The organism is Burkholderia sp. Bp8963, assembly GCF_003854275.1.
In the GTDB taxonomy this organism is placed as follows: Bacteria; Pseudomonadota; Gammaproteobacteria; order Burkholderiales; family Burkholderiaceae; genus Burkholderia.
On record NZ_QTQP01000028.1, the window covers coordinates 1 to 17169 of the forward strand.

Here is a 17169-nt window from a genome sequence, read left to right on the forward strand (position 1 = left end):
CCGCCTGTTCCGTGTTGAACGGCTCGAGCATCCCGATCAGCACCGAGCCGCGTTTCAGCGACGCCATTTCGGCATCCGTCGGCGCTTGCACCTTCAGCACGATGTCGGCGGCAAACGCAGCCGACTGGTCGGTCAACTCGGCGCCGGCGGCCGCGTACGCGTCGTCCGGGTAGCTGGCTGCGACGCCCGCCCCTTTCGCCACGCTCACTCGGTGGCCGGCGGCCATGTATTTCTTGATGGTTTCCGGCGTCGCGGCAACCCGAGTTTCGCCCGGCCTCGTTTCGACAGGCACACCTATCAAATTGGCACATCGTCACTCGCAACCAACGCATCGTGAATCAGCGACGCTGAAGCGCATTACACGCGCCCCGACGCCATCGGCCCGATCAAAATCGACCAACTTTTGTCGCCGGGCCGCCATTCACATTCTCAGGACGTCAATTCTTTCGATCTGCACCGGTACGCCCGACAACCACGACATGTGGCTCAACGGCTCAATCGTATTCGCGTCTGTCGGCATCAACGAATTACAGTTGGCACCGGCCTTGCGCGACGCGACCGACAAGCCATACGCGTGCGTATTGCCGTGCCCGTGCGTCATCGCAACCGCACCAGGTCTCAAATCGTTGTTGACCAGCACCCGCGTTTCAATGCTTCCGTATTCGTTGAATACGCGCACCGCGTCGCCATTGTGAAGACCTCGCGTCGACGCATCTTCTTCACAAATATTCAGCGGATTGATGCTCTGACGCCCCTGCCGGAATCGCTCCACATTCGCGAGCCAACTGTTTTGCATGTAAGGCGTGCGCAGCGAAATGAGTCTCAGCGTGTCGCCCGGTTCCAATAGACGCTCGACGAAAATCGCATGACAGCGTGCGATGAGTCCCGCTTCGGCGAATGCCGTTGGAAAGCAATCGATCTTCCGGTCCTCGTGCTGAAGACACCGATCAAACAGCACTGCAAAATCTTCCTGCTCAAAGAGCGCCGTCTGCGCAGGCATCGCCCGAAGCACGTCTATCGAAAGCCCCTTCATCGCCAACATCGCGTCGATCTCGTGCGCGCCGTCGCTCAGATCGGGGTTGTCGTCGAGCGATGACGACACGCCCATCGCCTGAGCGATACGGGCAAGGATCCACCAGCCGCTGCGCCGGCCTGCCGCCGGCTGCTCGACCTCATCCGTGTACTGGACGTACGGAACGGACTGCATGCCACTCGCCAGCAGGTTGATGTCCTTGCGCTCGAGCGAGTCCGTTGCCGGCAGCACGTAGTCGGCCATCTCCCCCGTCGCATTGCGAAAGATGTCGACGCTCACCATGATGTCCAGCTTTTCGCATGCTTCGCGCAAGCGATCGCCGCCGCCTACCGTGAGCAGCGGGTTGCCGCCGAGCACGATTAGCGCGCGCACGTCCCCACTTTCGATGAACGCAGGCAACGACACAGCAGGCATGACAGCGTGCCCCATCGGCTCCGGCACATCGAACGTCCCGACAGACGTTTTCATGGGTCGAGACAGCGCGCGCGGCGGGAAATAGCTCAGCAGTCCGCTCGGCTTGTAGGTGCCACCCCGCCGCCCCAGGTTTCCGGTGACGAAGTTGATCATTTCCACCAGCCAGTAGCACAGGATGCCCTGCTGGCTCTGATTGAGTCCAGTTGCCATGTAGACGGCCGCGGATCGGGCCGCAAGCATCTCATCGGCCACTTCGATCACGACCTTCGCCTCGAGCCCGATCACTGGCGCGACCTTGTGTACCGGGTATTCGCGGCAAAAGCGCCTCAGCGCGTCAACGTGCTTGCCGTAACGGTTTACCAGCGCCTCGTCGATGCCGCCGCGCCGATCGATCTCGTGCAACAGCGCCGCGAGAAAATAGACATCCGTCCCGGGTTTGATACGTAACGTTGGCCCGGTTTCGACAGTGGAAGACTCGATCGCCCGCGGATTGACAAAGCGCACCTTGCCACCGCGCCGGACAATCTGCTTCAGCGTGTCGCCACCGTCGTTCGGTGTCGAGAACAACACCCATCTCGAGACTTTCGGGTTCGAGCCGAGGCAGAGCAGATAGTCGGTATGGCCGACGTCGGGCACCATCAACGACATCGGTGAACCATATATCTCACCGGCCGCGACGAACTTGTTGGCCGTATCCTGCGTATTCGCGCTGAAGCGCATCCGGGTGCCGATTGCGTCCTGGAACTGCCCGAGCGTAAGGAATGCCGGTGCGTCGAACGACCACGGGTTCCCCATATACACAGCGATCGAATCCGGCCCATATCGGTCGCGAACCGCTTGCAATCTATGGCCGATGTCGGTCATTGCAACATCCCAATCCGTCGCCGCGAATTCGCCACGCACTTCCGCGCGTGGATTCATGCGTTTTTGCGGCCAGTTCAGCCGATCGCGATGGTGATGCACGTCGAGATAGGACAGCCCCTTGTGGCACGCCATGCCGCCGCTCGGATGGTCTCGATCAGGTATCAAGCGGATCAATTTCCCATAGTCGTCGAATTCGGCCTGCAACGGGCAATGAGGATCGCATATGCGGCAAAAGGTCGATTTCGTATGCGCCAAGACATCTTCTCCTTGTCGAGTGCGAAATCAGCGCGCCGCCGCAGCGCACGCCAGCATGCTTGTGACGTCGGTCATCTTGACGCGCGGTCTGTCCGTTTGACGCCCCGCGTCTCTTTCCGCACGATCGATCGCAATCCAGTCACGGCGGAGGACGAATTCCGGCTTTCTCTTTGTGACAAGTGCCAATATCGCTTCCTTGTCGACGCTCACCCGAGGCAATCGTCCGTTTCTCGCATCTTCGATCAAACAGTCCACAGTCTCTCGCGCACACTTCTTGTTGCTGCCGATGATTCCTCGGCAGCCGCGTTTGGACCAGCCCGTGACATAGGTGCCCGGAATCCATCCTTGCGCGTCGACTACGCGTCCGGCGATGTTCCGGATAACGCCGCGGCGGTCGTCGAATGGAAGTCCGGGGAAAGGGCTACCTCGATAGCCGATCGCACGCAATACGAGCCCCGCGCTCAACACCGACCGTTCCTCCGTGGGTTGTGCAGTCAACGTACCGCAAGCGTCCTGCACAAGACGATTACGCACGACCACCGCCTGTTCGACTTTGCCGCTCCCGCGCAACTCGACGGGCGACGTGAGAAAACGCAACACGATGCGTTTGTTCGACGGACGGGATGGTCGGGTTGCGAGCCGCTTCAGCGTCGCCACTTTGCGCCGGACGTCCCAGTCCAGCTCTGGATTCCCGCCATCCTCATCGGCCAGCGACACGCCGTCGACGTGCACGTCCACGTCGTCCAAATGCTCGAGTTCTTCGAGTTCTGGATTGTGGAACGCGCCCTGCAAATGACCGCGTCGACCCAACACGACCACCTCGCGAATGGCACTGCGACGCAATGCGTCGAGTGCATGGTCAGCAATGTCCGTGCGTTCGAGTGTCTTCACCGGCATTGTCAGCATGCGTGCGACGTCCAGCGCGACATTACCGTTGCCGGCAATCACCGCCCGTTCGCACGACAGATCGAAGCCGAGATGCCGGTAGTCCGGATGACCGTTGTAAAACCCGACGAATTCTCGCGCCGCCCAGCAACCCGGCAAGGTTTCGCCCGGAATGTCCATGCGAGTGTCGCTGCTCGCACCGACGGCGTAGAGGATCGCGTCGTACCACGCGGCAAGCTCTGCGTGGCCGATATCGGTGCCGATTTCGACGTTGCCGAAAAAACGCACGCGCGGATCGTTCAGGTGATATTCGAAAAGCCGGCCGACCACCGATTTCTTTTCCGGGTGATCCGGGGCGACGCCTGCGCGTACGAGCCCCCAAGGGTTTGGCACGCGTTCGAAAATGTCGATGCCGGCCACAAGCCCGTATGTTTCGAGCAGATGCCCGGCCGCATACATTGCAGCAGGACCCGCACCGACGATCGCGACTCTCAGCATCATGCGGATTCGCCCCTCGCCGAAAAGTATTCCCTGTTGACCTGCGCGTAATGCCGCCATTTGTCGGGCAGGCAACCCGCTTCGAAGATCGCCGATACCGGGCAGACTTCGACGCACGCGCCGCAATCGATGCAAATGTCCGGGTCAATGTACAACTGCTCGGCGTCGTCGAAATCCCCGTCGGTCGGGCGCGGACCGATGCAGCCGACCGGGCAGATCTCCACGCATGAATAGTCCGCCACGCACGGCGCGGCGATCACATGAGCCATCGTTACTCCCGAGTTTCGGTCCTTCCCGCGCCCGCCGCGCGGGCGATCATCCGCGTCGAACGCCCGTTGCCTCCGGGCGCCGCGCAATCCAGTCAAGCCGAATCAGGCAGCGACGAGCCCGGCGATTGCCTGACGCCCCCGCGTCAGCGCGGCATCGACAGACGGCACGCCCATGGCCAGACCTTCAGCGCGCACCACCGTGATGTCGGTCAGACCGATGAAGCCCAGTACTGCGCGTAGATAGGTCTCCTGGAAATTCATTGCCTGTGCCGACCCTTCGCTATAGACGCCGCCGCTCGCCGTGAACAGGTAGACCTTCTTGCCCGTCACGAGACCGACAGGCCCCGTCTCGGTGTAGTTAAATGTCAGGCCGGCACGCGTCACGTGATCGATCCACGCCTTGAGCGCCGAGCTGATCGAGAAGTTGTACATCGGCGCGCCAAGCACGATTACGTCGGCGCGCAACAACTCTTCGGCGAGCCCATCGGCCAGTTCGATGGTGCGGGCCTGCTCCGCTGAACGCTGGTCGGCCGGCGTGAAGAAAGCCCCCATCATCTGCTCGGTCAGATGCGGCACCGGATTGCTCGCCAGGTCGCGCTCGATCACGACGTCGCCAGGATTGGCCACCTTCCATTTGCTCATGAATTCGGACGAAAGCTGGCGGGAAACGGAACCTGCATTGCGAATGCTGCTATTGATGTGAAGAATAGTCATCATGACTGGAGACCCTGAAAGGTTGAGTGACCCGCTGCACGCTACTTCGCCCTAATCCACTGCCCGGCGGTCGCGCGCCTCGCTCGGCACACTCCCGGCGATGCATTGCATGCATGGCGCGTAGAGGCATCCTAGCCAACACGTCGCCCGACTATTAGCGGGTGAACGCGGATTTCACTCGTCCATGAGCGAGGCCAATCGATCGCGCGTCGATGCTTGTGTCAGGCAACGCAAGCGCGAGCGACAGGATTGCTTTCCTTTGCGTCACTCCCGGGACTCCTCCAATTTCTGGATGAGTGCCCCCCGATTTCAACACCTAGTCAACGACCCGAGTTGGTGCATAAATTTCACGCATGTCCCGCCGACATTTCGTCGGCTGACGCGCGGTGAAATCCAAACCCATGGTGCTATCGATGAACGCGCTCACCTCGCTTCCTCCGTTGTCCGCCACGACTGCTCCGACCTCGGCCATTGCGCTCGACAAACCGTCCGATCGCGAGGTGGGGCGCGCCGATGTCTGCCAGCGCATCGCCAGTTCGCGTGCGAGGCTGGTGCTCGTCCATGCCCCGGCCGGCTTCGGCAAGACGACTGCCATGACGCAGGCGCGAAGCCGCCTTGACCAGGCCAACGTTCATACCGTGTGGGTCTCGCTCGACCGCGCAGACAACGACGTGCCCCGCTTCATCCGGTGCCTGCGCGCGGCGATCGCACAATCCGGCGTCGACGACATCCCGTTGGGTACGCCGCTGGAAACCCTGCAGGTGCTGTCGCACGATGTGACAGCGTTCACGGTATTCTTCGACGACTTCGAGAAGCTGGTCGAGCCAGCCGTCATCGGACTCATCCGGGAAGCGATCGAACATCTGCCGCGCAACGGTCAGATCCTCATCGGCACACGCGTGCAACCCGATCTCGGTATCGCGCGTCTGCGCGTACAGGGCGAATTGCTCGAAATCGACGAAGAGAATCTTCGATTTACGCCGCAGGAAGCACAGACGCTCTTTAACCTGCGAATGCCGCATCCTCCGTCCACCGACGACGTGATGCGCCTGCATCGAAAAACCGAGGGTTGGGCCGCGGCGCTGTCGCTGGCGGCGCTGTCGCTCGCACGACGCAACGCCGACAGCGACTTCATCGAGCGCTTCTCGGGTGCGCATGGGGATGTTGCCGCGTATCTGGCCGAGGACGTGCTCGCACAACAGCCGGCTGACATCCGCGAGTTCCTGCTGCGCACCAGCATACTGCGACAGCTCGAGCCTTCGTTATGCCAGGCGCTCAATCCGGGGCTCGACGCGAACGACATTCTGGGCAGGCTTGTCGCCACGCACCTCTTTCTCACGCCGGTCGACGGCAAAGACGCCACGTGGCGATACCACAGCATGTTCGCCGACTATCTGAGCACGCAATTGCGTGTCGAACGACCGGACGAAATTGTGCGCCTACATCTGGCGGCGGCTGGCTGGCACGAGGAGCAGCAGCGCCCCGAGGCCGCAATCGAGCATGCGCTCGAAGGCGGCGATACGCCGTATGCTTTGTCGCTGCTCGCGCAGCACGCCGACCGCTTCCTCGAGCAAGGCCGCATGCGCCTGCTCGCGCGCTGGTTCGGCTCGCTGAAGCCGCACGACCTGGCCGCGCATCCGCGCCTGCAAGTCATCTCGATCTGGGCAACGGCTTTCACCCTTGGCCCGCGCCAGGCGATGGCGTTGCTCGAACACTCGGGCTATGCGGACAGCGTGGATCCGCTGGTACGCGCGCACATCAACGGCCTGCGCCCGATGCTGCTCGCGATGATGGATAGATTCGACGAAGCCTATGCGCTCGGTAAGCAATGCCTGGATCATCTGCCCACGCTGAGCGCATTCGCCGACGGCGTTCTGTGCAATGCAATGGGGCATATCGCATCGGTGCTCGGCCAGTGCGAGGAAGCGCATCGTCTGCTCGACACCGCGCGCCACATGCATAACGCCGGCGTCTTCATTCGCATGCACACGGAATCGACCGAAGGTCTCATCGACCTGCAACTGGGACACATGCGCAAGGCCGCCGCGCGCTTCCGCCTCGCGGCGGGTTCGGCGCGCGCGCATTCGTACAACCTGACGAAAGGCAACGCGTGGGCCGGCGTGCTGTATGCCGGCTCGGTCTACGAAGCGGATAACATCGAACAGGCCGAGCATCTGCTCAACGTCTACCTGCCGCTCGCATGCGACGCGGGCCTGCCGGACCATATCATCGTCGGCTGCCGAATCCGCTCGCGGATCGCATTCCAGCGCGGTGACGTCGATCAGTCGCAGCGCTTCCTGACCGAACTCGAATACCTCGGCATCGAGCGCCAGCTACCACGCGCCATCGCGACTGCGCGCATCGAGCGCGCGCGACTTCTGCTGCTGCAGGGACATGCGGCGTTGTCGCACGAGGAGCTGAAGCATGCCGACGACGCCGATCTGTGGCGCAACATCGCGCGAAGGAGCCTGCCCGCCAATGACGTCGACGACATCGTGATCGGGCGTGCACGCTGGGACATCGCCTTTGGCGATCCCGACGACGCGCTGGCGCTGCTCGAGCCGGCGCTCGTCGACGCGCAGCAGACGTCGCGCCATACCCGCGCATTGAAGTTGCGCCTGCTGACCGCGCTCGCGTTGCATTGCAAAAGCGACATGCACGCTGCCGTCGAGATGGTCGCGCCGGTGCTGCACCACGCTTGCCAGGAGGGCTTCGTCCGCCTGATTCTCGACGAAGGCCCACGGATCGCTCCGCTGCTGGAACAATGCCGCGCACTGGCGGACGGAGGCGGCTCGCACCTGGACGATCCCATTCTCAGCGAGTATCTGCATCGACTGCTGCAGGTGTTGGCGCCGACGCACGTTTCCGGCGCCACGCACGCGGTGACGTGCTGCCACGGCACGCTGCTCGACCCGCTGACCCGCAAGGAGCTGCGCGTGCTCAAGCTGCTCGCCGAAGGGTATTCCAACGCCGCGATGGCTGAAAACCTCTTCGTGTCCGACAGCACGGTTCGCACCCACCTGCGCAACATCAACAGCAAGTTGAACGCGAACAGCCGCACACAAGCCGTCGCAATCGCGCGCAAGCTCGGGCTGATGCCCTGAGCACATCGACAGCACACCGAATCGCCAGCACAAGCGATCGAAGCGGAATCGACGCAGGGGCCGTATCGACGCCCGTATGATCGCCGCTTCGGGTAGACATTACTGAAGCCGCTCGACGATTGTCACGTTAGCCAAACCGCCACCCTCGCACATCGTCTGAAGGCCATAGCGCATTCCACGCTGCGCGAGCGCGTGAATCAGCGTCGTCATCAACTTGGTGCCGGATGCGCCCAGCGGATGCCCGAGCGCAATCGCGCCGCCGTTGACATTCAACCGGGCCGGATCCGCGTCGAGCACCTTTTGCCATGCGAGCGGTATCGGCGCGAACGCTTCGTTGACCTCGTACAGGTCGATATCCTGAATGGTCAGCCCAGCCAGTTTCAGCGCGCGCTGCGTAGCCGGAATCGGGGCTTCCAGCATGATCACCGGATCGTGTCCGAGCACCGAGATATGATGTACGCGGGCGAGTGGCTTCGCGCCGAGCATCTTCAATCCGCGCTCGCTCACCACCATCACGCCCGACGCACCGTCGCACACCTGGCTCGACGCCGCCGCGGATATCATCCCCCCTTCCTGCAGCGTCTTCACGCTGCGAATGCCGTCGAGCGATGCATCGAAGCGGATGCCTTCGTCGATCGTGTGCATCTCGCTGCCGACGGCACCATCGAGGCCGATCGCAGCCACGGGAACGATCTCGTCGACAAAGCGCTGCTCCCGCGTCGCGTCGATCGCTCGGTGATGGCTTTCGAGCGCGAACAGGTCGAGTCGTTCGCGCGTCAGCGCGTACTTCTTCGCGATCGCTTCCGCGCCTGAGAACTGGCTGAATTCGACGTGGTCGTAACGCTCGCCGACACGCGGGCTGATATAGCCGCCCATGCCGTTCTTGATCGCCAGCGAATTCGCCGACGCGAGCGGCACGCGCGACATGACTTCGACGCCGGCTGCAATGACGATGTCCATCGTACCGGACATCACCGCCTGGGCGGCGAAGTGCAACGCCTGCTGCGACGATCCGCACTGCCGGTCAATCGTGGTGCCCGGCACCGAGATCGGCAGCTTCGACGCAAGTATCGCGGTGCGCGCGACGTTCATCGATTGCTCGCCTAGTTGACTGACGCAACCCATGATCACATCGTCGACCACCGCAGGATCGGCACCAGCGCGATCGATCAGCGCGTCCAGCACCTCTGCGGCAAGGTCGGCCGGATGCCAGCCCGATAGACGACCACTGCGCCGGCCGCCCGCGGTACGCGCGGCAGCGACGATATAAGCTTCAGCCATGTTGACCTCACGAATGCATGAAACGGAACGGGGTTGTCCAGCCTCGCGACAAGTCGACGGCGAGGCGATCGTGAGTAGTGTACGAACGAGGAATCGATGCGGTCATCGTCAGATACGACGATCTTGCTGCGCGGAACCGAGACTGCAGTTCGTCATTGAAAACAGCATCGGCACGCCAGCTCTACGCTTTCGACGCGAGCGGCACGACGAGCTTCGTTTCGAGCAGTTTCACCGCCGTGAACTCGATGAACGCGCTGACCGCGCGCGGCAGTTGCCGGCGGTTCAGATAGACGAGATAGACGCCGACGCGATGCAATCCGTATTCCGGCAATACCATCGACAGACGGCCGGCGGCGACATCGCCGGCAACCATCGCGGTCGGCAGCAATGCGATGCCGAGGCCACTGCGCGCGGCGTCGAGCTGCACTTGCATGCTGTTCACGTGGAATCGTCCTCTGACTGCGACTTCGATAGGGCCGTCCGGGCCGTCGAGCCGCCAAATCGTGTATCCGGTCGGATTGGACGGCGCGGCGATGCAATCGTGATCGGACAGGTCGGGCGGCGCGTCCGGCTCGCCATGGACTTCGAGGTAGGCGGGGCTCGCCACCAGTCCGGCAGATGTCCAGCCGATCTGGCGAGCAATCAGGTTCGGCTCGATTGCTTTTCCGACACGAAACGCAACGTCGATGTTCTCGCCGAGCAAATCGGCGCGTGCATCGCTGAGAACGAACTCCAGCCGTACCCGAGGGTATGCTGCGAGAAATTCGCTCATGATCGCCGCGGGGACGACATGGAAGAAATCGGCGGGAAGCGCGACGCGCACGCGGCCGCTCGGCGTCGCGGTCCCCTCGGCGATTTCCTGCGTCGAGCGCTCCACCGATTCGATCTGATCCGCACACTGGGAAAAGAGCCGTTGGCCGGCGTCGGTCAGAACGAGCCGTCTAGTCGAGCGCTGCATCAGACGCACGCCGAGTTCCCGCTCGAGCTCCTGCACGCGCCGGCTCGCGGTGTTGGCGGGCAGACCGAGGCGCCGTGCCGCTTCCGCGAAGCTGCCGGCGCTCGCCACGCAGACGAAAAGCGCAACGTCGTTCAGATCGACCATCGAATGTCTCCCGGATTGGATGCGTGAAGTCCGACCTGGGCACTAGTCTACTAGAGGCTAGCCATTTGGCATCTGTTGAGTGTGGATTTGCACTCAACGGAAGAAGCCCGACTTAACGACAGGGCTCCGATCGCCGGTACCAAACGCATCGTCGGGTGCGGCGAACGCGCCCGACGAGGCACCGATGCGATTACGCGGCGCGAACCTCCACCGGCTGACGTCGGCCATCGAGGCTGAACGCGCTGGCGCGGAATGCCAGAACCTGAATCAGACCGCCGGCCATCGCGACATTCTTCAGGAAGTGGAACGCCTGGTTCTGATCGCCGAATGCATGATGAAACACCAGCGCCGTCGCGATCGAATACACGGCCAGCAACGCGGCGACGAGCCGTGTCTGGAACCCGACGATCAGCAGCAGGCCGCCGACGAGCTCGAGCGCCGTCGCGACGACGAAGGCGGTCGTCGGCGCGGGAAACCCAACGAACGTGATGTATCCGATGGTCGCCGCCGGTGCGGCCAGCTTGCCGACTCCGCTGAAAAGGAAAACGGTCGCGATGAGGATTCGACCGATCAGTGCGAGTGCATCTCGAGATTTGATGTTTGAGTTCATGGCGATGGCTAATGAAGGTGAGTTTCGGAAACGAACCGCGCAGCGACAGTGTTGGCCGATGCGACGGACGGCGGCAGCATGATTGATGCCGCGGACCTTCGACAGCCCGCCACCGAAGGTGGTTACCGCTCGGAGGCTGATCGAGGCCCGTGGAATGCATCGTAGGCATTGCCGAATCCGATGACTAGACGGACAACACGGATTGCACTCGTCCAGAATCAACGCGAATTCGCCGATCGATCACGCACGCAGCGCTGTGGAATTCAGGTCGGATGGCGACATGCCCGAAGCGCCGACGCTCGGGCGACGCGCGCCGGCGCCCGGCTCAAAGGCTGCTGACCAGATGCCCGCCGTCGACCGCGACGACCGACCCGGTCATGTAGGCGCCGGCGTCCGATGCCAGCAGCAGCAACGGGCCGAGCAGATCCTCCGGCCGGCCGAACGCGCGCCCCGGAATGCGGCTCATGAGTTTTTGCCCCGCGTCACTGGCCAGGAACCCGGCGTTGAGTTCGGTCGACACGTAGCCGGGCGCGATCGCATTGACACGGATTCGATGGCGCGCAAGCTCCAGTGCCATCGAGCGTGTCAGATGGATCAGGCCAGCCTTCGATGCGCAGTAAGGCGCGACACCGCCGGCGACGCGAAGGCCCGTGATCGAAGCAATGTTGATCACGGCACCGCCGACGCCAGCGGCCACCATGCGCCGGGCCGCCTCGGTGGCGACCAGATACGCGCCCTTCAAATTCGTGTCGATCGCTTCGTCCCAGGTCTGCTCGCTATGCTCCAGCAACGGATGCGTCGATGCCACGCCCGCATTGTTGATGACCAGGTCGACGACGCCCACGTCCGCCTGGATAGCGTCGAAAGCCAGGCGAACGCTGTCGGCAGACGTGACGTCGATCGAAGCAGCGATCGCCATTCCGCCGGCCTGCTCGATTTCGGCGACCACGTTGTTTAGGCGGTCGACGCGGCGAGCCGCGACGACGACGGTCGCCCCCGCCTGCGCGAGCGCGCGCGCGAAATAGCGCCCCAGGCCGCTCGACGCGCCGGTCACGAACGGCCGCCGCCCGCACAGCGAGAACAGCGCGTCGATGTCAAGGCGCATGGCGACCATCCGTGTCGTCAAAATAGCGGCCGTTGCGATCCGCAAGCGCGAGCAGGCCTGGCGGCGGCTCATAGAGCCGCCCGAGCGACGCGAAACGCTCGCACGCCGCCACGACCTGCTGCGCGCCGAGCGCATCCGCGTACCGCAGTGCGCCGCCCAGATGGCGAGGAAAACCGATCCCGAGGACGAGACTCATGTCAATGTCGCCGGCGGATTCCGCGATCTGCTCGTCGAGGCAGCGCGCGGCCTCGACGATCATCGGCAACATCATGCGAAGAACGATGTCGTCAGCCGCCATCTCACGGACGCCGTACGGTTGCACGGAAGCGAGCAGCTCATGCGTATCGTCCGCCTCGAGCTTCTGCGGACGGCCTTTCGCATCCGGCGCATAACGATAAAACCCAAGCCCGCTTTTCTGGCCCAGGCGACCGTGCGTAGCCATCAGCACGACCGCGTGTTGACCGTCGACATTCATGCGCGGCGCATACCCGGCGCTGACGACGTCGATCACGTGCGAAGCCGTATCCATGCCGACGACGTCCTGCAGATACGCAGGCCCCATTGGCCAGCCCAAGGCCTCCATGGCCGCATCGATTGCGATGAAGTCCACGCCGTCCCGCACCAGCATCAGGAACGCCACGATGTAGGCGGTCAGGATGCGATTGACGAGGAAGCCCGGGCAATCAGCGACGACGATGGGCACCTTGCCCATCGACCGCGCATAATCGACGACGGTCGCAACGGCTTCGGCCGACGTCCGCGGCCCCCGCACGACTTCGACGAGCGGCATCACGGGAACGGGATTGAAGAAATGCATTCCGACGAAGTTCTCCGGGCGCGTCAGCGCAGACGACAAATCCGCGATAGACAGCGACGACGTGTTGGAGGCCAGAACCGCATCGCCGGTAATCCGGCGTTCGACGTCGGCCAGCACGCTGCGCTTGATGCCAAGATTCTCGACGACGGCCTCGATGACGACGTCCGCGCTGTCGAAGCCGGTGAATTCGAGCGTTGGAACAATGCTTTCCCCAACCCGCCGCGCCCGCTCCTCCGGCATCTTTCCGCTGCCGACCTGTTTGTCGAGCAATTTCGCCGCTTCGCGCATGCCGAGATTGAGCGCCGCCTGCGCGATGTCCTTCATCACGATCGGGATGCCACGTAGCGCGCTCTGATACGCGATTCCGCCGCCCATGATGCCGGCGCCGAGCACGGCGGCCCGACGCACCGGCCTCGCGATGCGAGCTGCATCGCGGCTCTTCCGTTTCAGCGCCTGCTCGTTGATGAAAATCCCCACCAATGACGCGGCCGCCTGACTCTTCGCGAGTTTCGTAAACGTATCGGCCTCGAGAGCGAGCGCCCCGTCACGCCCGAGCGACGCCGCTTCGCCGATCAGATCGACCGCCGCGGAAGCTGCCGGAAAGTGCGGACCGTAGCGGCGCGCGGCCGCCCTCGCGTCGCCGAGCGCCTTCGCCGGCACGTCGAACGGCCCCAATCGCGCGCGTCGCCGTGTATTCCAGCTATCCGGCTGCCGGATCGCGTCGTGCAGGCAAGCGAGCGCAGTCATTCGCAGCGCGTCCGGTTCGCAGACCACATCGACCACGCCGGATGCCGCCGCGGCTTCGGCGGTCCTCGGCGTCGCGCTGACGATCCAGTCGAGCGCGACGGCCGCACCGGCAATTCGCGGCAAGCGGACTGTCCCGCCGTACCCCGGCACGATTCCGAGCCCGATCTCGGGCAACCCCAGCCGCGCCGCGGTCGCGGCCACCCGGAAGTCGCTCGTCAGCGCCAGCTCCAGACCGCCGCCGAGCGCCATTCCGTTGATCGCGGACACGGTCGGATACGGCACGTCCTCGAGTCGCGTGAAAAGAGCACTGCATCTCACATCCCACTCGCGCAACTGAGTGTCGGATAGTCGAAACGTGCTTGCGAATTCGAAAATGTCCGCACCGACGACGAACGATTCCTTGCCGCTCGTCACGAGCAGCCCCCGGACACCGTCGCGTCCGGCGAGCGCATCGAGCGCAGTCTCGAATTCGGCAAGCGTGTGGCGATCGAACACATTGACCGCCTGGTCGCGACGATCGAAACACAATTCCGCCACGCCGCCTTCGACGTGCCGCAGACGCAAAGCCGTTCCTTCAAAGATCATGAGTGGCTCCTTTGATCGATTAATGCGTAGCGCTGCGAGCGATCTGTTTCGCGATGCTCCACCGATGGACTTCCGACGGGCCGTCGTAGATGCGAAACGCTCGCATGTCGGCAAAGATTCGCGCGACGATGGTTTCCGCCGTGACACCCGGCCCGCCGAGAATCTGCACGCAGCGATCGACTACGCGCCACTGCGCTTCCGAGCAGATCACCTTCGCGACGCTGGACTCGTGGCGCCCTTTCTCTCCCTGGTCCAGCAGCCATGCGCAATGCCAGATCACGAGGCGCGCGGTGTGAAGATCCATTTCGTTATCGGCGAGCATGAAGCCGACGCCTTCATCTGTGGCTGCAGCCAGCGGGCTTTCTGTGACGCGGTGGCGACGGCCTCCATCAGGTGAATGTTGCCTTCGTCGGGCGCGGCAATATTGAGCGCCGTGGGCCCCAGCGTCGAATAGCCTGCTTCCTCGAAGACGATCGCCTTCGCGAAGTGAGAGAGCCCTAGCCCGCCCGCCTCGACCAATGCATGCGGTGTCAGCAGACCGGCCCGCCGCGCCTTATCGATCAGCTCATGGCGTAGCGCCTCGCTCGGGCCGTGGGCCGTCTGACGCAAATCGCGCTCCATCGGGATGACCTCCTCCGCGATGAAGCGACGGGTACGAAGCTGAAGTTCCTTCAGGTTGTCGGGGATGTCGAAATTCAATTCGCGGCTCCTCGATGCGCGGCTTCATCGCGGGCGCCGTCGGCGACATCGAACCGCGCCAATGCCCGCTGCAGCCGTTCGTGACAATCGGCGACGATGCGCTCGATCAGCACTTCGCACGTCGGCACGTCGTGAATCAGCGCAACGACCTGGCCGGCGGTGATGATCCCGCCGTCGATCTCGCCCTGCGCCAGCGCGGCCTTGCCTCGCGCGCCCGCGACGAGCGGATGGATGTCCTTGAACTCGCAGCCGCCGGGACGCCGCTCGGTCGCGACCACCTCGTCCGCAATCGCGTTCTTGAACACGCGCGCGGTATTTTTCAGCGTCCGGAAGATGAGTTGCGTATCGCGTTCCGTCGCGTTGACGAGCGCGTCCTTGATCCGTTGATGAATCGGCGCTTCGACCGTCGCGCAAAAACGCGTGCCCATGTTGATCCCCTCCGCGCCGAGCGCCAGCGCGGCGGCCATGCCCCGGCCATCCCCGATGCCGCCTGACGCGACCACCGGGATGTCAAGCGCCTGCACCGCGCGCGGAATCAGGATCAGCCCCGGGACGTCGTCCTCCCCCGGATGCCCCGCGCATTCAAAGCCGTCGATGCTGACGATATCGACGCCGTTTCGCTGAGCCGACAGCGCGTGTCTCACCGTCGTGCACTTGTGGACGATCACGCCGCCGGCCGCCTTGATCTTGTCGATGAATTTCGTCGGGCTGTTGCCGGCGGTTTCAATGATCGTCACCCCGGCTTCCAGCGCGGCATCGAGGTATGCCTCGTAAGGTGGCGGGCTCGCTGCCGGCAGAATCGTCAGATTCACCGCGAAAGGCCGCGACGTCATCGCGCGGCAACGTTCGATTTCCGCCGACAAGGCGTCGGGTGTGGGCTGGGTCAACGCGGTCAGTGTCCCGAGTCCGCCCGCGTTGGATACCGCGGAGGCCATTTCCGCGGTGCCCACCCACATCATGCCGCCCTGAATGATCGGGTAACGAATCCCGAGAATATCCGTGACGCGCGTCTTCATGCGTTGAGTTTCCTGTCGTCGAGCCCGAGGTCGCGGCCAATGATCTCCTTCATGATTTCATTGGCCCCCGCAAAAATTCTCGATACGCGCGCGTCGGTAAACATCCGCGCGATCCGGTATTCCTCCATGTAACCGGCGCCGCCATGCAGTTGCACGCAGGCGTCGATCACCTTGTTCTCGAGCTCCGTCGCAAGCAGCTTCGCCTCCGACGCCACCGCGGCCGTCAATTGCCGCTCATTCGCCTCCATCACGCAGTGATCGACGAGCGCCTGCACCGCGTCGAGTTGCGCGCGCATCGAAGCCATCTCGAATCGCACGTGTTGAAACGATCCGATCGGCTTGCCGAACGCCATCCGTTCCTTCACGTAATCGAGCGTAATGTCGAATGCCGCCTGTGCATGCGCGATCGATCCGATCGCGACCTGCAGGCGCTCCTCGGCCAGCAGCGACGACATGTAGAAGAACCCTTTCGCCGGATCGCCCAGCACGTGACTCTTCGGCACCTTCACGTCGTCGAAGAACAGTTCCACCGTATCCTGCGCATGCAGTCCGATCTTGCGCAGCTTGTTGCCGCGCTTGAATCCGGGCATATCGGCTTCGACGATGAAAAGCCCGATGCCGTGACGGCTTCCTGGCACCGTTCTCGCCGCGACGACGATGACGTCGGCCTGACTGCCGTTCGAGATGAACGTCTTCGCGCCGTTGAGCAGCCAGTGGTCGCCCATGTCGATGGCGGACGTCTTCATGCTGGCGAGATCGCTTCCCGCCCCCGGCTCCGTCATCGCGATCGCGAGAATCTTCTCGCCGCGCATCGCCGGCGGCAGGAAGCGGGCCTTCTGCTCGTGCGAGCCGAACGCACCGAGATACGGCGCGACGACGCGCGAATGCAGATTCATGTAGAAACCGATCTCGCCATGACGGACGTTCTCTTCGTACAGGATCTGCTCGAAACGCAGATCGGCGATCCCGAGTCCGCCATATTCCTCCGGCGTCCAGATCAGCAGATAACCCTGCTCACCGGCCTTCAGGAAGGCTTCGCGATCCACGAAGCCCTGTTGACGCCAGCGCTCGGCGTGCGGACCGATTTCGCCGCGAAAGAAGCGGCTAACCGTGTCGCGGAATGCGAGGTGCTCGGCGTCGAAATGAGTGCGTCGCATATTCAGATTTCCTT

The 17169-nt window shown here is 63.3% G+C and carries 12 protein-coding genes and 2 pseudogenes; 1 reads left to right on the forward strand and 13 read right to left on the reverse strand.

The genetic code is table 11. The annotated features are described in order from the left end of the window. From DID96_RS22495 to DID96_RS22515, 5 genes and pseudogenes are all read right to left on the reverse strand, one after another. Window positions 1–301: pseudogene (locus DID96_RS22495) on the reverse strand (NAD(P)(+) transhydrogenase (Re/Si-specific) subunit alpha); the annotation flags it as partial. 120 nt (window positions 302–421) lie between these two features. After that, window positions 422–2566, reverse strand: coding sequence for a molybdopterin-dependent oxidoreductase (locus DID96_RS22500; protein ID WP_124601475.1), 2145 nt, complete (start codon window positions 2564–2566; stop codon window positions 422–424). Window positions 2567–2593: 27 nt separating this feature from the next. Continuing rightward, window positions 2594–3952 carry an FAD-dependent oxidoreductase gene (locus DID96_RS22505; RefSeq protein ID WP_124601476.1) on the reverse strand — a complete coding sequence of 453 codons (1359 nt, stop codon included), beginning with the start codon at window positions 3950–3952 and terminating at the stop codon, window positions 2594–2596. Continuing rightward, window positions 3949–4209 (reverse strand): ferredoxin family protein, encoded by a 261-nt coding sequence (locus tag DID96_RS22510; RefSeq protein WP_221624599.1) that lies wholly within the window; start codon window positions 4207–4209, stop codon window positions 3949–3951. Before DID96_RS22510 ends, DID96_RS22505 begins: the two co-directional genes overlap by 4 nt. 111 nt (window positions 4210–4320) lie before the next feature. Continuing rightward, window positions 4321–4935, reverse strand: coding sequence for an FMN-dependent NADH-azoreductase (locus DID96_RS22515; RefSeq protein WP_124601477.1), 615 nt, complete (start codon window positions 4933–4935; stop codon window positions 4321–4323). Between the two features lie 410 nt (window positions 4936–5345). Between DID96_RS22515 and DID96_RS22520 the strand changes: the two genes are divergently transcribed. After that, complete coding sequence (locus DID96_RS22520) at window positions 5346–8036, forward strand: LuxR C-terminal-related transcriptional regulator (RefSeq protein ID WP_124601478.1); 2691 nt, start codon at window positions 5346–5348, stop codon at window positions 8034–8036. Between the two features lie 99 nt (window positions 8037–8135). On the opposite strand, the gene DID96_RS22525 is transcribed toward DID96_RS22520, so the two are convergent. From DID96_RS22525 to DID96_RS22560, 8 genes and pseudogenes are all read right to left on the reverse strand, one after another. Beyond that, window positions 8136–9317: an acetyl-CoA C-acetyltransferase gene (locus DID96_RS22525; RefSeq protein ID WP_124601479.1), complete on the reverse strand. Its 1182-nt coding sequence runs from the start codon at window positions 9315–9317 to the stop codon at window positions 8136–8138. 181 nt (window positions 9318–9498) lie between these two features. Then, window positions 9499–10419: a LysR family transcriptional regulator gene (locus DID96_RS22530; RefSeq protein WP_124601480.1), complete on the reverse strand. Its 921-nt coding sequence runs from the start codon at window positions 10417–10419 to the stop codon at window positions 9499–9501. Window positions 10420–10609: 190 nt separating this feature from the next. Continuing rightward, on the reverse strand, window positions 10610–11251 hold the full coding sequence (locus DID96_RS22535) for a DoxX family protein (RefSeq protein WP_311767762.1): 642 nt from the start codon (window positions 11249–11251) through the stop codon (window positions 10610–10612). 103 nt (window positions 11252–11354) lie between these two features. Next, on the reverse strand, window positions 11355–12143 hold the full coding sequence (locus DID96_RS22540; protein ID WP_409333802.1) for an SDR family NAD(P)-dependent oxidoreductase: 789 nt from the start codon (window positions 12141–12143) through the stop codon (window positions 11355–11357). Then, window positions 12124–14283 (reverse strand): fatty acid oxidation complex subunit alpha FadB, encoded by a 2160-nt coding sequence (gene fadB, locus DID96_RS22545; RefSeq protein WP_124601481.1) that lies wholly within the window; start codon window positions 14281–14283, stop codon window positions 12124–12126. The genes DID96_RS22540 and fadB overlap by 20 nt, the downstream gene beginning before the upstream one ends. 19 nt (window positions 14284–14302) lie before the next feature. Further along, window positions 14303–14982: pseudogene (locus DID96_RS22550) on the reverse strand (acyl-CoA dehydrogenase family protein). Further along, window positions 14979–15998, reverse strand: coding sequence for a nitronate monooxygenase family protein (locus tag DID96_RS22555; RefSeq protein ID WP_124601482.1), 1020 nt, complete (start codon window positions 15996–15998; stop codon window positions 14979–14981). The pseudogene DID96_RS22550 and the gene DID96_RS22555 overlap by 4 nt, the downstream one beginning before the upstream one ends. Further along, window positions 15995–17155 (reverse strand): acyl-CoA dehydrogenase family protein, encoded by a 1161-nt coding sequence (locus DID96_RS22560; RefSeq protein WP_124601483.1) that lies wholly within the window; start codon window positions 17153–17155, stop codon window positions 15995–15997. The genes DID96_RS22555 and DID96_RS22560 overlap by 4 nt, the downstream gene beginning before the upstream one ends. Window positions 17156–17169: the final 14 nt, after the last annotated feature.

Coding starts and splice junctions, on each gene's coding strand:
- DID96_RS22555 (WP_124601482.1), bottom strand. CDS start 15,998: ATGAAGACGCGCGTCACGGATATTCTCGGGATTCGTTACCCGATCATT.
- DID96_RS22525 (WP_124601479.1), bottom strand. CDS start 9,317: ATGGCTGAAGCTTATATCGTCGCTGCCGCGCGTACCGCGGGCGGCCGG.
- fadB (WP_124601481.1), bottom strand. CDS start 14,283: ATGATCTTTGAAGGAACGGCTTTGCGTCTGCGGCACGTCGAAGGCGGC.
- DID96_RS22560 (WP_124601483.1), bottom strand. CDS start 17,155: ATGCGACGCACTCATTTCGACGCCGAGCACCTCGCATTCCGCGACACG.
- DID96_RS22520 (WP_124601478.1), top strand. CDS start 5,346: ATGAACGCGCTCACCTCGCTTCCTCCGTTGTCCGCCACGACTGCTCCG.
- DID96_RS22530 (WP_124601480.1), bottom strand. CDS start 10,419: ATGGTCGATCTGAACGACGTTGCGCTTTTCGTCTGCGTGGCGAGCGCC.
- DID96_RS22505 (WP_124601476.1), bottom strand. CDS start 3,952: ATGATGCTGAGAGTCGCGATCGTCGGTGCGGGTCCTGCTGCAATGTAT.
- DID96_RS22540 (WP_409333802.1), bottom strand. CDS start 12,143: ATGGTCGCCATGCGCCTTGACATCGACGCGCTGTTCTCGCTGTGCGGG.
- DID96_RS22515 (WP_124601477.1), bottom strand. CDS start 4,935: ATGATGACTATTCTTCACATCAATAGCAGCATTCGCAATGCAGGTTCC.